This window comes from Lysobacter sp. GCM10012299, from assembly GCF_042649405.1.
Lineage (GTDB): Bacteria > Pseudomonadota > Gammaproteobacteria > Xanthomonadales > Xanthomonadaceae > Lysobacter_J.
Genome location: NZ_JBHRZC010000001.1, coordinates 353,768 through 370,444 on the forward strand (window position 1 = coordinate 353,768; position 16,677 = coordinate 370,444).

At 68.9% G+C, this 16,677-nt stretch carries 19 protein-coding genes; 6 read left to right on the forward strand and 13 right to left on the reverse strand.

Annotated features, from left to right (window positions below):
* Window positions 1–14: 14 nt before the first annotated feature.
* The 3 genes from prmC to ACFOPO_RS01765 all read left to right on the forward strand — a co-directional run bounded on the left by prmC (window position 15) and on the right by ACFOPO_RS01765 (window position 3,462).
* Window positions 15–887 (forward strand): peptide chain release factor N(5)-glutamine methyltransferase, encoded by an 873-nt coding sequence (gene prmC / locus ACFOPO_RS01755; protein ID WP_386700282.1) that lies wholly within the window; start codon window positions 15–17, stop codon window positions 885–887.
* Between the two features lie 124 nt (window positions 888–1,011).
* The gene (gene pip, locus ACFOPO_RS01760) at window positions 1,012–1,953 is read left to right on the forward strand and encodes a prolyl aminopeptidase (protein ID WP_386700284.1); all 942 of its coding nucleotides are present in this window, start codon (window positions 1,012–1,014) and stop codon (window positions 1,951–1,953) included.
* 93 nt (window positions 1,954–2,046) lie between these two features.
* The gene (locus ACFOPO_RS01765) at window positions 2,047–3,462 is read left to right on the forward strand and encodes a sugar porter family MFS transporter (RefSeq protein WP_386700286.1); all 1,416 of its coding nucleotides are present in this window, start codon (window positions 2,047–2,049) and stop codon (window positions 3,460–3,462) included.
* A 176-nt stretch (window positions 3,463–3,638) separates the two neighbouring features.
* Here the strand turns inward: ACFOPO_RS01765 and ACFOPO_RS01770 are convergent, their stop codons facing one another.
* Genes ACFOPO_RS01770 through ACFOPO_RS01780 form a run of 3 tightly spaced genes read right to left on the reverse strand, consistent with a single transcriptional unit; the run spans window position 3,639 to window position 5,755 of the window.
* The gene (locus ACFOPO_RS01770; protein WP_386700288.1) at window positions 3,639–4,193 is read right to left on the reverse strand and encodes an NUDIX hydrolase; all 555 of its coding nucleotides are present in this window, start codon (window positions 4,191–4,193) and stop codon (window positions 3,639–3,641) included.
* A gap of 27 nt (window positions 4,194–4,220) precedes the next feature.
* Window positions 4,221–5,153, reverse strand: a complete 933-nt coding sequence (locus tag ACFOPO_RS01775) for a 5'-3' exonuclease H3TH domain-containing protein (RefSeq protein ID WP_386700289.1) — start codon at window positions 5,151–5,153, stop codon at window positions 4,221–4,223.
* The gene (locus tag ACFOPO_RS01780) at window positions 5,150–5,755 is read right to left on the reverse strand and encodes a nitroreductase (RefSeq protein ID WP_386700291.1); all 606 of its coding nucleotides are present in this window, start codon (window positions 5,753–5,755) and stop codon (window positions 5,150–5,152) included. Before ACFOPO_RS01780 ends, ACFOPO_RS01775 begins: the two co-directional genes overlap by 4 nt.
* 159 nt (window positions 5,756–5,914) lie before the next feature.
* Between ACFOPO_RS01780 and ACFOPO_RS01785 the strand changes: the two genes are divergently transcribed.
* Complete coding sequence (locus ACFOPO_RS01785; RefSeq protein WP_386700293.1) at window positions 5,915–8,146, forward strand: DUF1631 family protein; 2,232 nt, start codon at window positions 5,915–5,917, stop codon at window positions 8,144–8,146.
* 328 nt (window positions 8,147–8,474) lie between these two features.
* Here the strand turns inward: ACFOPO_RS01785 and ACFOPO_RS01790 are convergent, their stop codons facing one another.
* The 5 genes from ACFOPO_RS01790 to ACFOPO_RS01810 all read right to left on the reverse strand — a co-directional run bounded on the left by ACFOPO_RS01790 (window position 8,475) and on the right by ACFOPO_RS01810 (window position 11,547).
* Window positions 8,475–9,596: an NAD(P) transhydrogenase subunit alpha gene (locus ACFOPO_RS01790; RefSeq protein WP_386700295.1), complete on the reverse strand. Its 1,122-nt coding sequence runs from the start codon at window positions 9,594–9,596 to the stop codon at window positions 8,475–8,477.
* Between the two features lie 85 nt (window positions 9,597–9,681).
* Window positions 9,682–10,164, reverse strand: a complete 483-nt coding sequence (locus ACFOPO_RS01795; protein ID WP_386700297.1) for a DUF3106 domain-containing protein — start codon at window positions 10,162–10,164, stop codon at window positions 9,682–9,684.
* A 16-nt stretch (window positions 10,165–10,180) separates the two neighbouring features.
* Window positions 10,181–10,561 (reverse strand): hypothetical protein, encoded by a 381-nt coding sequence (locus ACFOPO_RS01800; RefSeq protein WP_386700299.1) that lies wholly within the window; start codon window positions 10,559–10,561, stop codon window positions 10,181–10,183.
* Window positions 10,558–11,148, reverse strand: a complete 591-nt coding sequence (locus ACFOPO_RS01805) for an RNA polymerase sigma factor (protein WP_386701240.1) — start codon at window positions 11,146–11,148, stop codon at window positions 10,558–10,560. The genes ACFOPO_RS01800 and ACFOPO_RS01805 overlap by 4 nt, the downstream gene beginning before the upstream one ends.
* A 48-nt stretch (window positions 11,149–11,196) precedes the next feature.
* Window positions 11,197–11,547: a hypothetical protein gene (locus ACFOPO_RS01810; protein WP_386700301.1), complete on the reverse strand. Its 351-nt coding sequence runs from the start codon at window positions 11,545–11,547 to the stop codon at window positions 11,197–11,199.
* Between the two features lie 149 nt (window positions 11,548–11,696).
* On the opposite strand from ACFOPO_RS01810, the gene ACFOPO_RS01815 reads away from it, so the two are divergent.
* Both ACFOPO_RS01815 and ACFOPO_RS01820 read left to right on the forward strand, forming a co-directional pair.
* Complete coding sequence (locus ACFOPO_RS01815) at window positions 11,697–12,005, forward strand: NAD(P) transhydrogenase subunit alpha (RefSeq protein WP_386700303.1); 309 nt, start codon at window positions 11,697–11,699, stop codon at window positions 12,003–12,005.
* Window positions 12,002–13,408 (forward strand): NAD(P)(+) transhydrogenase (Re/Si-specific) subunit beta, encoded by a 1,407-nt coding sequence (locus ACFOPO_RS01820; RefSeq protein WP_386700305.1) that lies wholly within the window; start codon window positions 12,002–12,004, stop codon window positions 13,406–13,408. Before ACFOPO_RS01815 ends, ACFOPO_RS01820 begins: the two co-directional genes overlap by 4 nt.
* 135 nt (window positions 13,409–13,543) lie before the next feature.
* Here the strand turns inward: ACFOPO_RS01820 and ACFOPO_RS01825 are convergent, their stop codons facing one another.
* The 5 genes from ACFOPO_RS01825 to ACFOPO_RS01845 all read right to left on the reverse strand — a co-directional run bounded on the left by ACFOPO_RS01825 (window position 13,544) and on the right by ACFOPO_RS01845 (window position 16,611).
* A complete protein-coding gene (locus tag ACFOPO_RS01825; protein ID WP_386700307.1) occupies window positions 13,544–14,020 on the reverse strand; it encodes a hypothetical protein in 477 nt (158 codons plus the stop codon).
* Between the two features lie 93 nt (window positions 14,021–14,113).
* Window positions 14,114–14,647 (reverse strand): hypothetical protein, encoded by a 534-nt coding sequence (locus ACFOPO_RS01830; protein WP_386700309.1) that lies wholly within the window; start codon window positions 14,645–14,647, stop codon window positions 14,114–14,116.
* On the reverse strand, window positions 14,635–15,519 hold the full coding sequence (locus ACFOPO_RS01835; protein WP_386700311.1) for a helix-turn-helix transcriptional regulator: 885 nt from the start codon (window positions 15,517–15,519) through the stop codon (window positions 14,635–14,637). The genes ACFOPO_RS01830 and ACFOPO_RS01835 overlap by 13 nt, the downstream gene beginning before the upstream one ends.
* A 232-nt stretch (window positions 15,520–15,751) precedes the next feature.
* A complete protein-coding gene (locus tag ACFOPO_RS01840; RefSeq protein ID WP_386700313.1) occupies window positions 15,752–16,096 on the reverse strand; it encodes a hypothetical protein in 345 nt (114 codons plus the stop codon).
* Window positions 16,090–16,611, reverse strand: a complete 522-nt coding sequence (locus ACFOPO_RS01845) for a sigma-70 family RNA polymerase sigma factor (protein WP_386700315.1) — start codon at window positions 16,609–16,611, stop codon at window positions 16,090–16,092. Before ACFOPO_RS01845 ends, ACFOPO_RS01840 begins: the two co-directional genes overlap by 7 nt.
* Window positions 16,612–16,677 lie beyond the last annotated feature (66 nt).

Sequence of the window (16,677 nt, forward strand, 5' to 3'; positions counted from 1 at the left end):
GCGACAATGCCTCGATGATGAAATCGCCCATCCCGACCGCCGGCCCTTCAGGCAGCGCCAGCGTGGCCCAGCTGCTGGCCACGGCCGCCGCGCGACTGCCCGGCGAGGAAGCCCGTGCCGAGGCCGAGCGCCTGCTGGGGCACGCCCTGGGCGTGTCGGCGACCTGGCTGTACAGCCATGGCGAGGACGTGCCGGAGCCGGCGCGCGTGGATGCCTTTGAACACCTGCTGGCGCGCCGGCTGGCCGGCGAACCGGTGGCTTACCTGCTGGGCCAGCGCGGCTTCTGGCGCTTCGACCTGCAGGTGACGCCGGCGACGCTCATTCCCCGTCCGGAAACCGAACGCCTGGTCGAACTGGCGCTGGAGCGACTGCCGGGCGGCCGGCCGCTGCGCATCGCCGACCTCGGCACGGGCACCGGCGCGATCGCGCTGGCACTGGCTCATGAGCGACCGCTGGCGGACGTGGTGGCGGTGGACGTCAGCGAACAGGCGCTGGCGGTGGCGCGCGAGAACGCGCGCATGCTCGGCCTGGCACGCATCGGGTTCCGCCATGGCGACTGGCTGGCGCCGCTGGCCGGCGAGCGCTTCGAGCTGATCGCCAGCAATCCGCCCTACATCGCCGACGACGATGTCCACCTGCAGCAGGGCGACCTGCGGTTCGAGCCGCGCGGTGCGCTGGCGTCCGGCCACGATGGACTCGATGCGATCCGCCGGATCGTGGCCGACGCACCTGGCTGTCTTTCACCCGGCGGCTGGCTGCTGGTGGAGCACGGTTGGGACCAGGGCCCCGCCGTGCGCGAGCTGATGCTGGCGCAAGGCTTCGAGAACGTCGAGACCGCGCAGGACTGGGAATCACGCGACCGCGTAACCTCCGGCCGCCACCCGTAGCCCGGGTAAGCGAAGCGCACCCGGGGCCAGGCGTTGTGGGCACGTTGATCCCGGGTGCGCTGCGCTTACCCGGGCTACGCGGTCAACTGGCCTAGAATTGCAGCTCCCCACGTGAGGCCTCGCGATGCGCACGCTCTATCCCGATATCGAACCCTTCGACAGCGGCACCCTGCAGGTCGACGGCCGCCACACGCTCTACTTCGAGCAGTGCGGCAATCCCGATGGCAAGCCGGTGGTGCTGCTGCACGGTGGTCCGGGTGCGGGTTGCAGCCCGAAGATGCGGCGCTTCCACGACCCGGCCAAGTACCGCATCGTGCTGTTCGACCAGCGCGGCAGCGGCCGCTCGACGCCGCACGCCGACCTCGTCGACAACACCACCTGGAACCTGGTCGCCGACATCGAGCAGCTGCGCGGCAAGCTTGGCATCGACAAGTGGCAGGTGTTCGGTGGTTCGTGGGGTTCGACGCTGGCGCTGGCCTATGCGCAGGCACATCGGCAGCGCGTCACCGAGCTGGTGCTGCGTGGCATCTTCATGCTGCGCCGGTGGGAGCTGGAATGGTTCTATCAGGACGGCGCCTCGCGCCTGTTCCCGGATGCGTGGGAGCACTACCTCGCCGCGATCCCGGTGGTCGAGCGCCACGACCTGATCAGCGCCTTCCATCGTCGACTGACGTCGTCCGACGAGGCCACGCGCCTGGGCGCGGCCAAGGCCTGGAGTGTGTGGGAAGGCGCAACGAGCTTCCTGCACGTCGATCCGGATTTCGCCGCCAGCCACGAGGATCCGCAGTTCGCACTCGCGTTTGCGCGCATCGAGAACCACTACTTCGTCAACAGCGGGTTCTTCGAGGTCGATGACCAGCTGCTGCGCGACGCGCACCGCATCGCCGACATCCCCGGCGTGATCGTGCACGGGCGCTACGACGTGGTCTGCCCGGTCGCCAATGCGTGGGACCTGAAGAAGGCCTGGCCGAAGAGCGATCTGGTGATCACGCCGGCATCGGGGCATTCGGCGTTCGAGGCCGAGAACGTGGATGCGCTGGTGACGGCAACCGACCGTTTCGCCTGAGGGGCCCGGGCTGCATACGTATTCAAGGACAGCCCGCCCCCTCCTCGCGCAGAATCGCCCGGATGCCGCCGTCGGGCGGCCCGGGGGATACGAATGAGCGCGATTGCCGAGTCCGAGCAACAACACGTCACAGCACGGGTCGTATTGATATCCGCCGCCGCTGCACTGGGTGGCTTCCTGTTCGGTTTCGACACCGCGGTCATCAACGGTGCCGTCGATGCCATCCGCGGTGGCTTCGGCCTCGGCGCGGCGCAGACCGGTTTCGCCGTGTCCTGCGCGCTGCTCGGCTCCGCCCTGGGTGCGTGGTATGCAGGCCCGTTGGCCGATCGCTTCGGTCGCGTGCGCACGATGCAGGTGGCGGCGCTGCTGCTGGCCGTCAGTGCGCTCGGCTCGGGGCTGGTGTTCGGCGTGCTGGACCTGATGTTCTGGCGCGTGATGGGCGGTGTCGGCGTCGGTGTGGCATCGGTCATTGCCCCGACCTACATCGCCGAGGTGTCGCCCGCGGCGGTGCGCGGCCGCCTGGGTTCGCTGCAACAACTGGCGATCGTGCTCGGCATCTTCATGGCACTGCTCAGCGATTCCTGGCTGGCGGGACTGGCCGGCGGCGCTGCCGGAAAGCTGTGGTTCGGGTTGGAGGCATGGCGTTGGATGTTCCTGGTCGCGGTGGTGCCGGCGCTGATCTACGGCGCGCTGGTGCTGGGCGTGCCGGAATCGCCGCGCCACCTGGTCGCGCGAGGTCGTCCGCGTGAAGCGCGCGATGTCTTGCGCCAGGTGCTGGGCCTCAACAGCGAGGCCGCGCTCGACCAGAAGGTCACCGACATCCAGGACAGCCTGCGCTCGGAATACCGTCCCACCCTGAAGGACCTGCGTGGCCCGCGCGCCGGCCTGCTGCCGGTGGTGTGGATCGGCATCGCGCTGTCGGTGTTCCAGCAGTTCGTCGGCATCAACGTGATCTTCTATTACTCGTCCACGCTGTGGCATTCGGTGGGCTTCAGCGAGGCCGACTCGTTCACGATCACCGTGGTGACGTCGGTGGTGAACGTGCTGGTGACGCTGGTCGCCATCGCGCTGGTCGACAGGATCGGGCGCAAGCCGCTGCTGACGATTGGCTCGGCCGGCATGGCGGTGACGCTGGCGCTGATGGCGTGGTGCTTCTCGCAGGCGACCGGCAGCGGCGCCGAGCTGAGCCTGCCCGAGCCGTGGGGCATGGTCGCGTTGGTCGCGGCGAATGCCTACGTGGTGTTCTTTGGCCTGAGCTGGGGCCCGATGGTGTGGGTGCTGCTGGGCGAGATGTTCCCCAACCGCATCCGCGCGATCGCGCTGGCGGTGGCCGCGTCGGCGCAGTGGATCGCCAACTTCGTGATCACCAGCAGCTTCCCGTCGCTGGCGGAAATCGGGCTTTCGTTCGCCTATGGGCTGTACGCGCTGTTCGCGCTGGGCTCGCTGGTATTCGTGCTGACGTCGGTGCGCGAGACCAAGGGGATGGAGCTGGAGGAGATGCGGGACTGACGGATGCGTGTCCGCGCCACCGATCACCGTTCGCCCTGAGCGTAGGCCGCAGGCCGAAGTCGAAGGGTGCCCGGTGCGGTGGCGCAGCGGCTTTGTCGGTCCTGCGACTTCGGCGCGATGCGCCTACGCTTCCTTCGACTTCGGCGCGATGCGCCTACGCTCAGGACGAACGGTGGTCAGGTCGCCGCCGTCCCGTCGGGGTTGTGCTCGATCATCCACAACCCCGCCCACAGCTTCAGGTCCAGCTCGAAGCCCTCGCGCTGCTTCTGCATCAGCCATGCCGGTGCCTGCGCGCGCGGGACTTCGTGCACGGTGATGTCTTCGTTGTCGATGCCACCGCCACTGCCGACCTTGCTCAGCCCGCGTGCGCGGACGAAGGCGATGCGCTCGTTGCTCATGCCCGCCGAGGTCGGGCCGACCAGCAGCACGTCGACGCGCTGCGCCGACCAGCCGGTTTCCTCGATCAGCTCGCGCCGGGCCGCCGCCTCGAGCGTGTCGCTGGCATGGTCGTCGCCGACCAGTCCTGCCGGCATCTCGATCGTGCGCGCGCCCAGCGGCACGCGGAACTGCTCGACGAACAACACGTTTTCATCCGGCGTCACCGCCACCACGATCACCGCCATGCCATCGCCGTTGGTGCGCTCGACGTACTCCCAGCGGCCGCGCCTGCGCATGCGCAGCCACGGACCTTCGTAAAGGGTCTCCAGCGGTTCTTGTGCCTGTTCGTTCATGACCTGCCTGTCGTGTTTTGCTGAATGCTATGCCGTGGCCTGTGACGCCGCGAAGTCCAGGCCGGCCGACTGGTACAGCCGTCGCCGTGTCATCGGACCGAAGCGCAGCGCCTCGCACAGCGCGCCCAGGCCGGCGCTGTCGCCGTTGCCGCGTGCGAACTGCAGGTTGATGTCGCCCAGCGGCGCGTCCAGCGCGATGGTGGTCAACTGGCGGCACAGCAGCGCCTGTTCGCGGTGCTGGCGCAGCTTGGCGGCCGCGCTGGCGGCGCCGCGCAGGCGCAGGTACGGCACTTCCTCGACGCGGGCGAGCAGAGCGTCGAGCGTGTCGAAGTGGGCCAGCAATGCTGCCGCGGTCTTGGCGCCGATGCCGGGCACGCCGGGGATGTTGTCGACGGCGTCGCCGGTCAGCGCCAGGTAGTCGGCGATCTGCCGCGCCTGCACGCCATGGCGTTCGGGCACGCCGGCCGCGCTCCAGCGCTGGCCGCGGGCGAAGTCCCACTGTTCGTCGTGGTCGCCGAGCAACTGCGACAGGTCCTTGTCGGCGGAAACAATGACCGAGCGGAAGCCATTGCCGCGCGCCACGTGCACGGCACTGCCGATGAGGTCGTCGGCTTCGTACTGGCCATGCGACAGCACGGCCAGGCCGAGCGCGCTGCACAACGCCTTGCAATGCACGAACTGGCGCTTGAGTTCTTCCGGCGCCGACTCGCGGTTGGCCTTGTAGGCCGGGTACAGCTCGTTGCGGAAACACGAGTCCAGCGCTTCGTCGAAGGCGATGGCGATGTGCTGCGGGCGTGCGCGGTCAAACAACTCCAGCAGGAAGCGGGCGAAGCCATGCACGGCATTGGTCGGCCAGCCGTCGGCGTCGTGGAACTCGTTGGGCATCGAGTGCCAGGCACGGAAGACATACATGCTGGCGTCCACGAGGTAGAGCGTTCCCGGTGCGGGCGTTGCGCTCATGTCGGCGACCACGCGCTGAGCAGTTCGGCCGGGTCGGGGCGCTCGCGCTCGGGCGCGTCCAGCTTCGGCGTGCCGATATGGACGAAGCCGACCACGCGCTCGTGCTCGTCCAGGCCCAGCCACTGCGCGACCTGCGCGTCATAGGCCAGCCAACCGGTCAGCCAGATCGCGCCGTAGCCCAATGCCTGCGCGGCCTGCAGCAGGGCGAAGCAGACGCAGGAGGCCGTGGAGAAGCGTTCGGACTCGGGAATCTTCTCGTCCGGGCCCAGTCGTCCGATCACGGCGACCACCAAAGGCGCATGCGAGAACCGGGTGCGATCCTTTTCGATCACCGCCTCGCTGGCCTCCGGGTCGCGCTCGCGGCTGCGTTGCGCCAGGCGTTCGCCGAAGGCATGGCGGGCATCGCCACTGAAGCTGATGAAGCGGAACGGCACGCGCTTGCCGTGATCGGGCACGCGCACGGCCGAGCGCAACAGGCGCATCAATGTGTCCGCGTCGGGGCCGGGTTCGCCGAGCTGCTTCGGCGGCACCGAGCGGCGGGCGTCCAGGGTGGCGAGGGCCGGGTCGAAACCCTGGGATGGGTCAGGTGTGTTTCGCGACATCAGTCACAATTGCTCAAAGTGGGCCTGCAAGGCGAGGTCGTATCTTGCCACTATGCGCCTACCAACTGCCGGTGCACGGCAGGTTCGGTCCACGCAACAGGGGAACAAGCAGTGTCCGGCTATCCGCACGGCGTCGCTCAAGCTACGCGTACCGATCCGATGCGCATGCTTGAGGAGATCAAGCGTCAGACCCTTGAGGCGCTCGGCGGGCTGCCGGGCACCCTGTACGGTCCGATCGAGGACGCGCTCAAGCTCGCTTCCCTCAAGACCGACGGCAAGAACAGTTTCTACGAAGAGCAGGCGGCGTTGTGGATGCTGCGCCAGCAGCAGGCGTCGCATGTCATGCGGTATCGCCAGCAGATCGCGCAGGGCTTCGATGACTTCCGCGCGCTGCGCATCCGCAGCGGCGGCGAGGTCCAGCTGCGGCTGGTCGACGAACAGCAGCTGGAATACGAGCTTGCCAGCGGCCGCCTGAACGAGGCGCTGGTGGCACGCTTCGCCCGTCCGCTCGATACCCTGCAAAGCCGCCTGCTGACCCTGTCCGAATCGATGCGGGTACCGATGGGGGTCAATCCGATCGGTCCGGACCGCCTGGTCGCGGCGTTCTCGCAGACCTTCCTGGAAGCGCAGGTCCCCGACACGCTGCGCGCGCGCCTGTTCCGTCACTACGAACAGGACCTGGTGCGCCTGCTCGGCGAGCTCTACGCGCGCGTCAACACGCTCCTGGCCACCTCCGGTTACGGCGGCAGTGCCGCGCCGGCGGCGGCGACCGCCCGCCCGCGCAGTGAAGAGCCCCGACGCGACGGTTACGCCGCAGCGCCGGGCTTCCCGGGCAGCGGCGATGGTTACGGCGTCCCCGGTGGCGCGCCGAACTTCGCGCACGCCTCGGCAGCCGGCAATTTCGGTCGGACGCTGTCCACGCCCATGTCCAACCAGGACATCGCCGCCATGGCCAGCGAGCTGGCCGAACTGCGCAGCCAATTGCACGCCTGGCGCGAATCCCTGCCCAAGGATGAGGCCGCCGCGGCGCTCGGCGCCGCTGCCGCTCGTTCCAACGGCCCGCGCCGTGAAATGCGCGTCGATGAAATCATCAGTGTTGCCTCGCTGCTGCAGGCCGAGCCGCCGGACGCGTTCGCGCGGGCGCTGGCCGTGTCGGGCCGCCTTGGCGAGACCATCCGCGACCACCTGCAGGACGGCGCGCGCCGCCTCGGCCTCGATCCGGCGCAGGCCTGCTTCAGTTCCGAGGAAGAGGACGCGATCGACCTGGTCGCGCTGCTGTTCGATTCACTGTTCCAGCACAACGCGTTGCAGGACCGCGCCCGCCGCCTGTATGCAAGGCTGGTGCTGCCCTACGTCAAGGTGGCGCTCACCGACAACGGCGTGTTCGTCAAGCGCGAGCACCCGGCGCGCCGCCTGCTCGATGCGATCACCGAAGCCTGCGAAGGCAACGACGCCGAGACCGCGCAGGACCGGGAACTGCTCGATCGCGCCACCGAGATCTCGCAGCGCATCGTCGCCGAATACAACGAAGACCTGGCGGTATTCGAACTGGCCCATGCCGAGCTCGACGCACTGCTGTCGCAGCAGCGCCGCCGCATCGAATTGCAGGAGCAGCGCGCCGCCAAGGCCACCTATGGCCGCGAGCGGCTGGGTGCCGCGCGCGAGCAGGCCGAAGTGGCCCTGACCGAACGCCTGGCCGAGCCGGAGCTGACCCAGGCCGTGGCCGATTTCCTGGCCATGCCGTGGCGCCACCACCTCGTGCAGACGCTGTTGCGCGATGGTGCCGACCCGCGCCGCCATGCCGAGGCGATCGCACTGGGCGACGCATTGTTGATGGCCGACCGGATGGCCGAAGAAAACCGCGGCCGCGAGCTTGCCGACCAGCTGCTGGCCCTGCAGCCGGCGATCGTCGAATGCCTGGCCAGTTCCGGTCTCGACGACAGCGCCGCGCAGCACGGCATGGCGGGACTGGTGCGTGCGCTGGCGACGCCGGACACGCCGCGCCGGCGCCGTCCGCCGCCGCAGCTGACCATGCCTGATGACGACGCCAGCGAGAACGAGCGCAAGCTGTGGCTCGCCGGCGGCACCGACACGATGACCCACGACCAGATCCTGGCCGAACGCATGCGCTCGCTGGAAGTGGGCGACTGGGTGCGCCTGACCGACCTGCAGGGCGAATCGGTCGCGGCCAAGATCGCCTGGATCAGCCCGCTGACGTCGCGCTTCCTGCTGGTCAACCGTCGCGGCATCCGCATGCTGGCGGCCTCGCCCGAGGACCTGGCGGCGCTGGCCACCGCAGGACGCCTGACGATCGGTGCCGAGCGGACTGCCTTTGACGAAGCGATGCGACAGGTGCGCCGCCACCTCGACCGGGCACCGGTCGCGCGCTGACCCCGTCGTCCCGGCGAACGCCGGGCCCCTCACCGTCATCCCGGCGAACGCCGGGATCCATCTTGACGTTGACGCTGCTTCGGAGCGGCGTTGTCCGCAGGGGCGGGGATTGCTACGTCCCGCGGACGACATCCTGTCTTTACGCGGGACGCGGGACATCCATGTCCCGCTGCTCCGCAATCCCCGCCCCTGCGGACAACGCTCTGGCGATTTGTTGCACGGTCTGCGGCAAGCAACGTGTCCCCGTCATCCCCGCGAAGGCGGGGATCCAAGGACGTTGGCTCTGCAAAGTCAAAATGGGTCCCGGCGTTCGCCGGGATGACGACGGTTACGCCTGTGGCGCCGCGCGCTCCGGCCACACCGTGCGCGCCAGCAACTCGTCGTTCCAGTCGATCGCAGGACGGCCTTCGCGTGAGGCCTCCTCGGTCACGAACAGGCTGACGAAGTTGAGCACGTTGCGCGCGTACATCTCGCTGGCATGCACCGCGCCGCTGCTGGCGAGGTTGAGCGGGCCGGCGACGGTGACGCCGTTGCTCTCGATCGTTTCTCCGGGACGCGTCAGTTCGCAGTTGCCGCCGGTTTCGGCGGCGAGGTCGACGATCACGCTGCCTGGCTTCATGCCGGCCACCATCGCAGCGGTGATGATCTTCGGTGCCGGACGGCCCGGGACCGCCGCCGTGCAGACGATCACGTCGATGCCCTTGAGGTGCTCGCCAAGGCGGCGCTGCTGTTCGGCGCGTTCCTCGTCGGTGAGGGCGCGTGCGTAGCCACCTTCGCCGGCGGCACTGACGCCTAGGTCGAGGAACTTGCCGCCCAGCGATTCAATCTGCTCGCGCGTCTCCGGGCGCACGTCGAATCCCTCGACCTGCGCGCCCAGGCGCTTGGCCGTCGCCACGGCCTGCAAGCCGGCGACGCCGGCGCCGACGATCAGCACCTTCGAGGGACGGATCGTGCCCGCGGCGGTGGTCAGCATCGGGAAGAAGCGCGGTGCCAGCTGCGCGGAGATCAGCACCGCCTTGTAACCGGCCATGCCGGCCTGCGAACTGAGTACGTCCATGGCCTGCGCACGCGTCGTGCGCGGCAATCGTTCCAGCGGAAAGGCGAGCAGTCCGCGCGCGGTGATGGCTTCGCCGCGGGCGGCATCGCCCTGCGGTGCCAGCAGTCCTACCAGGACCGTGCCCTGGCGCAGCGAGTTCAGTGCCTGCGCAGCCGGCGGCTGCACGCACAGCACGACATCGGCCTCGTTCCATGCCGACGCAGCGTCGTCAGCCAGTTCGGCGCCCGCATCGGCGTACGCCTGGTCGTCGAAACTGGACGCGCGACCGGCGCCGCGCTGCACGCGCACCCGCGCACCGCGGGCAACGAGTTTCTTGCAGGTTTCCGGTGTCAGCGCGACACGGCGTTCGCCGTTTGCGGTTTCGCTTGCAACGCCAATGGTGATGCCCGCCATGCCCTGCTCCAGAACCTGATCGCTGCATCCTAGAGCACGAGCGCGCCCGTTGGCGACTGTGGCAGCACTCCGGGCCCGGCCTGGCTCAGCGTCGCGGCGGCCCGTCCTTCTCGGGCGGGGCGGGATTGGCCTGCACCCAGGCGCGGCGTTGTTCGGGCGTCATCGCCCGGAACTGCGCCTTGAGTGCGGCGCGCTGCGACTCGTCCATGCCGCGCATCTTGGCGTACAGGGCCCGCATCTGCTCGCGCTGCTCCGGGCTCATGTGCTCCCAGCGCTTCATGCCGTGGCGGGCCTGCTTGCGCTGCTCGGGTGTCATCTCCTGCCAACGTTCGGCGCGCTCGAGCATGCGCTGGCGCTCCTCGGGCTGGTTGTTCCAGCGCTCGCGCACGGGGGCGATGAGTTGTTCGCGCTGGGCCGGGGTGAGCTGCTCCCAGGTCGGCAGCGGCTTGGCCGGTACGGTGGCCGCGTCCTTCGGGGGATCGGCTGCGAATACCGGCGAGGCGGCGACCAGCAGCGCCAGCACCGCGGCGACGCGCGTCATTCGGGAAAGGGGCGAAACGGTACGCATGTCGGTGCTCCGCATGTCACGGGTCCAATGCCGGCATGGCGTCGTCGTTCGAGGCCAGCCAGAGGTAGAGGTCGGGGTTTTCGTCGAGCGTGGCCAGGGCCGTGTCGGCGTCGTAGGCAGCGGTGCTCGCCGCGGCCACCGTGGGCGCAGGCGAGGTGACCGCAGGGGCCTGCAGCGACGGTCGCAGCAGCATGCCGATCGCCAGCGCGGACACCGCGGCGAAGCTCGTTGCCAGCACCCAGCCGCGGCGAGGCTCGCGCGCTGTCGCGGGCGTGGTCGCCGTCTGGCGGGCGACACGCAAGCGCGCGCGAGTCGCCGGCGAGACCTGGTCGACCGCCTGCGCGTGCAGCCGGCGCATGGCCTGGTCGAAGTCGTGATCGTTCTGCTCGTGGCTCATCGCCAGTCCTCCAGTTGTCGCTGCAACGCTTCGCGTGCTCGCGACAGGTGTGTCTTCACCGCGCCTTCGCTGCAACCCATCGCCTGCGCGGTCGTGGCGACGTCGAGTTCTTCCAGGATGCGCAGGCTGAAGGCCTCGCGCTGGCGGCGTGGCAGCTTCGCCATCGCCTCGGACAACTTTGCGTAGGCCTCGCGGCCGTCGAACGTGCGCGACGGATCGGGGCCGTCGTCGGCCCAGTCCAGGGTGCTGTCGTCACGCCCATCCTTGTCGAAAGCCGGTGTCGGCATCAGCCAGCGCAAACGGAAGGTGCGGCGGCGCTGCACGTCCACGATCCGGCTGCGCAGGATGCTCCAGAACAGCGGCGTCCATTCGTCGGCGGGCCGGTCGCGGTAGGACAGCATCTTCATCATCGCGTCCTGCACGGCATCGAGGGCGTCGTCGCGCTGGCGCAGGCCGAGTTCGGCGAAACGGAACGCGCGCGTGCCCACGCCCGCGAGGAATTCCTCCAGCGTCGCCGGCAAGCGCGCGACCGCCTCCTCGCTGGAGGCGGCGCGCACATGTGCCTGCGCCGGGGTGTCGGCCAGCACGTCGTCGTCGGGTTCGCGGCTCACGCGTCGCAGCATACGGGGCCCGGCTTAATGCCAACGGTCCCAGCGTGCGTCGAAACGATTGCCGCGGCGGTCCCAGCGCGCATCGGCGAGGTCGCCACGGCGGTCCAAGCGCTGTTCGATGCGGTCGCCCTTGCGGTCGAGGCGGGCGGCGCGACGGTCGTGGCCCAGCGCGTCCTGCCAGGCGGCGCGGCGGTCCAGGCGCTGGTCGATGCGGTTGCCGCGGGCGTCCAGGCGGGCGTCGATGCGGTCGCCCTTGCGGTCCAGGCGCCGTTCGACCCGGTCACCCCGGTCGCCGGCGAATGCCGCGGCGGTGGCGAGCAGCAGGGTGATAGCGAGTCCAGCCGACAGCGTGCGTTTCAGTGCTGCATGCCTCATTGCGGTCTCTCCCGTCTGGCGGACCGTCTTGGCCCGTCCTTCGGGGGAGACAACGCCTGCCGGCCGCTCCGGTTGACAGCCGCCGCCGCCGCTGGCGCCGCGTTCATCCACGGTTATGATGCGGGAGACATCGAGATGGGGTAGGGATGATGGGCGACGGTTTGGTAGCGCTGTACATCTTCATGCTGGCGGCCATCGCCGGCCACGTGATCATCTCGCGGGTGCCGGTGATCCTGCACACGCCGCTGATGTCCGGCTCCAACTTCATCCACGGCATCGTCCTGATCGGCGCCATGGTCGTGCTCGGCCATGCCGACACGACGCTGGAGAAGGCGATTGGCTTCGTCGCCGTGCTGCTGGGCGCCGGCAACGCCGCCGGCGGCTACGTCGTCACCGAGCGCATGCTGGAAATGTTCAAGGCCAGCCGCAAGCCGGGCGCCAGCGGAGGCAAGGCATGAGCGGCGCGATGCAGAACACGTTCGCCTGGATCGCCGCCGCCAGTTACTTCGTTGCTGCCACCCTGTTCCTGCTGGGCCTGCAGCGCATGGCCTCGCCGGTCACCGCGCGCAGTGGCATCCGCTGGGCCGGCCTGGGCATGGTCATCGCCACGGTGGCGACATTCCTGCTGCCGGGCCTGCACAACCTGGCGCTGATCGTGCTGGCGCTCGGCATCGGCACGGGGCTGGCGTGGGTGTCGGGCAAGAAGGTCGCCATCACCGACATGCCGCAGATGGTCGCGCTCTACAACGGCATGGGCGGTGGCTCCGCGGCGGCGATCGGTGCGGTCGAGTTGCTGCGCTTCTCCGGCGAGGGCAAGGCGCCGTCGATGACCTCGCTGGTGCTGGCCGTGGTCGGTGCGGCGATCGGTGCGGTGTCGTTGTCGGGTTCGGTGATCGCCTGGGCCAAGCTCGATGGGCGGCTCGACAAGCGCGTGGTGTTCCCGGGGCAACAGTTGTTCAACCTGGCGGTGTTCGTGGCGATGATCGTCATGGGCGCCATCGCCGTCCATACGCTGAGCACATCGGTGATCATCGCGTTCTTCGTGCTGGCGCTGTCGCTGGGCGTGCTGATGACGCTGCCGATCGGCGGCGCCGACATGCCGGTGGTGATCTCGCTGTACAACGCGCTGACCGGTCTGGCGGTGGCGTTCGAAGGTTATGTGCTTGGCAACGAGGCGCTGATCATCGCCGGCACCATGGTCGGTGCGGCCGGTACCTTGCTGACGCAGCTGATGGCCAAGGCGATGAACCGGCCGATCCACGGCGTGCTGTTCTCGAGCTTCGGTGGCGGCGGGCAGGCGCAGGAGATCAGCGGCACGCAGAAGCCGATCGAGGCCGGTGATGTCGCGGCGATGATGGCGTACGCCGAGCGCGTGGTGATCGTGCCGGGCTACGGCATGGCGGTGGCGCAGGCGCAGCACAAGATCTGGGAGCTCAGCCAGAAGTTGATGGAGCGCGGGGTCAAGGTGAAGTTCGCGATCCATCCGGTGGCGGGGCGCATGCCGGGCCACATGAACGTGCTGTTGGCCGAGGCGGGCGTTCCGTACGATCTGATCGCGGACATGGACGATATCAATCCGGAGTTCGCCAACACGGATGTGTCGTTGGTGATCGGTGCGAACGACGTGGTCAATCCGGTGGCCAAGACGGACCCGGCGTCGCCGATCTACGGCATGCCGATCCTGGACGTGACCAATTCGAAGAACACGATCGTCATCAAGCGCGGCAAGGGTACGGGATTCGCCGGCATCGAGAATGCGCTGTTCTACCAGGACAATACGCGCATGCTTTATGGCGATGGTGCGGAGATGGCGAGCGCGCTGGTGAGCGAGTTGAAGGCGTTGGACGGCGGCGGCCACTAAGCTCGCTTGACGGTCTTCGCCTTCAAGCCGTCATTCCCGCGAAGGCGGGAATCCATGGACGCTGCTCTCCGACCCGCTAAAAGGAACCCTCTCCCGAGCGGGAGAGGGTTGGGGTGAGGGAATGTTTCTGGCCGATCACTTCTGGAAACAGATCTCGCCATTGATGAACGTTTCGATCATGCCGTTGCCATCCTTCAGGCCACTGACGAATACGTAACCGGTGGCGCCCGCGAATTCACCGGTGCCGGACACGATCTTCTGGTACGCCGTGACCACGCCCGGGGCTGGGCCTGAGGTGGTGACGCCGGTTTCGCGCATGGTCAGCGAACCCTTCTCGAGGCGGTACTCGAACGGGCCGCTGTAGGAAATGAAACCGGGCGAGGTTGCCGGGCCGGCGGCGCCGGCGTCGCCGTTGAAGTGGGTGACGCCGCGCAGGCCGTGGTTGCCGTCGACTTCGCCGAGGAAGCACGAGGCCAGGCCGGGATTGCAGCCTTCCGTGGACGACACTTCGACGAGGTCGGCGTGGACCTTCTTGCACTTGTTGCCGTGTGCGTAAGCCGGTGCGGTGGCCAGGGTGAGCAGGACGAGCAGGCCGGGTGCGATGGGGTTCATTGCAGTCTCCGTTGCGTTGGGGGCGGGACCGGGGCGCGTCCGGTCTCCGCTGACGCCAGCATCAATGCGCGCCAGGCGTGAAGCGATGCGGGATCAGCCGGGGCGTTCGAGCATCGTCGCCAGCGGCGGCGATCCCCAGGCGCCCAGCCAGGCGCGGCGCGCGAACCAGGCGCACGGCCAGCCGACGAGCACGATGTGGGCGACGATGCTGGACGCGGTCCACAGCGGCAGCGGTGCGCCCGCGCGCGGCGCCGCCGACAGCGGCACGACCACGAAATTCATCAGCGCATACAGCGCCAGTCCGTACAGCGCGCCGTAACGCCAGGGGCGTTGCAGCAGCGCGGTGACGTCGCGTGCCGCCATCGCGTACGCGCTGGCCATCGCGATGGCGATGAAGTAGTGCAGCCCCAGGCCCAGCATCGCGCTCGCAGTGCCGCCGCTGAAGCTGGCCTTGCCGAGCACGCCGGCGGCCACGCTCTGCAGGATGCGCTGTGGCGCCACGCCGCGCAGGGCCCAGAAGCCGGTGGCGAACAGGATGTCGAGCGTGCCGGCGCACAGGCCGCCAAGCAGCATCCACGTCAGTGCGCGCTGCACCGATGGGTCGATCGTGTCGTTCAGGCCGCGCATGGCGTCGCCTCGACAGGCATCTGGAACGCATGGGCCGGGATCCGGCGCGCCTGCGTCGCGGTCATGCCGAAGGTGTGCTTGAACGCGCGGCAGAACGCGCTCTGGCTCTCGAATCCGAGCGCCTGCGTGATCTCGCCGACAGGCATCGCCGTTTCCCGTACCAGCCGCCAGGCACGCGCACTGCGCAGCCGCGCCACGTACTCCGATGGCGTTTCGCCGAAGACTTCGCGGTGGATGCGGATCAGGTGGCCGGATGAGTAATGGGCGCGCTCGGCCAGCCACGCCAGGTCGATGGCTGATTCCGATTCGTCATCGGCGTCGACATGGCAGCGCACCAGGTGGCGCACGTGCAGCAGGCGCAGCAGGGTCTGGCGCCGGTGCGGCTTGTTGCGACCGCGGCAGCGCGGCAGGCGCGCGGCAATGGCCAGTTGCTGGTCGCCCAGCACGACCGCCAGTGAGTCGGCGCCCGCGGACTGGCCGTCGCGGAGGCGGCGTGCGAGGCGCACCAGCTGCCGGCGCAGGAGGCGCGGTGCCGAGTGCTGCCAGGGCAGTTGTTCGTGCAGCGCATGGGCATTGCCGAAGTGCCGCGCCCAGGCGTCGGGATGGCCGGCCAGGCACAGCCACAGCGAGCCTCGCGCGGCCTGCGCCGAAAGTGGTCCTGCGCACCACAGCTGCGCTTGGCCGTTGCGAAGCAGCCACTGGCAATCGCTGCTCTGCAGCTGCAGATCACCGCGCAATGGCAGCAACAGCGAGATCCAGTCGCGCGGCAAACGCAGGGCTTCGTCGCCGCCTGCGATCAGTTGGAGCCATTGCCCATCGCCCGGGGGCGGCAAGGGTGCCGAAGCGGAAAGTGCGTGATAGCGCAGGGCCATGACCGTCTCGCTGGTGCGGCGCGCGCTGCCACGCGCCAATGGCACCACGCTATCGGCCTGAAACAGTGGATTGGAGAACCACTCGACGTCGGATCAACGGAGCCAATTCTTCAGGGCGTCGGTGAATGGGCCGCAGCGTGCGTCAGCCGCGTCGCACGCCGATGCCATGCACGTAGACCAGTTTCCCGCCCATCCACCGGAAAGTGGACCAGCGCCGGATGCAGTGGATGATTCACAGGCCGAGCGCGGCGCAGATCAGCACCACGAAGCCGGTAACGGCCACGCCGGCGTGCACGAACACGACCGCCTTGGGCGCGACCCTGTTGCGCAGGTGGATCGACGCGAGATAGAACCCCCCGAGCGCTGCCAGCACCAGGATGGCCAGGGCCGCTGTCGCCAGTGCCGGTGCACCGCCTTGGCCCACGGCCATGATCACCAGCACCAGTCCGGTGGCCCCCAGCAACGCGTGCAGGACGGACACCGCCCAGGGCGCCAGTCGGCCACGCAGTACGTGCGACGCGAGGAACAGGCCGCCCATCGCGGCAATCGCAAAAATAATCAGGGCTGCTTTCAACATGGGGTGGTCCTCTTCAGTCGGTGGGTGGATGGTCGGGCGATTGCGCGCCCTCGAACGTGGCCATGACCCGCGCGGTCATCCGTTCGCAGCGTGATCCCAGGAACGGGAACGCATCGGTGAGCGAGGCCGCCAGGGTGTCGTTCAACGCCGCGCGCAGCAGGCGCCGGGCGCGATGCAGGCGTGTTTTCACCGTCTCGGCGCGCAAGACGAGACCGGCGCTGCCTCAGCCGGCTCTGGGCGCCGTTGAGGACGATCCGGCTCAGCCAGGTGGTCAGCGAGGATTCGCCGCGGAACGTCGCGATGTGCTCGAAGGCGTGCAGGTACGCTTCCTGGACGACGTCCTCGGCTTCCGCATCGTTGCCCACCACGCTGCGGGCCATGCGAAACACGCGCTGGTTGCAGCGCTGCATGATCTGCCGGAAGGCCTCGCGGTCGCCGCGCTGGACGCGCGCCGCCAGCTCGCCGTCGGCCAGCGAAGCGTAGTCGATCGACCTCAGGGTGCCGGCGGGTGACATGGTCGCGATGTCTCCTGATCGGGGGCGCTGCAACTGCGCAGACGCGGTAGCAGGCGAAAGGTTCCC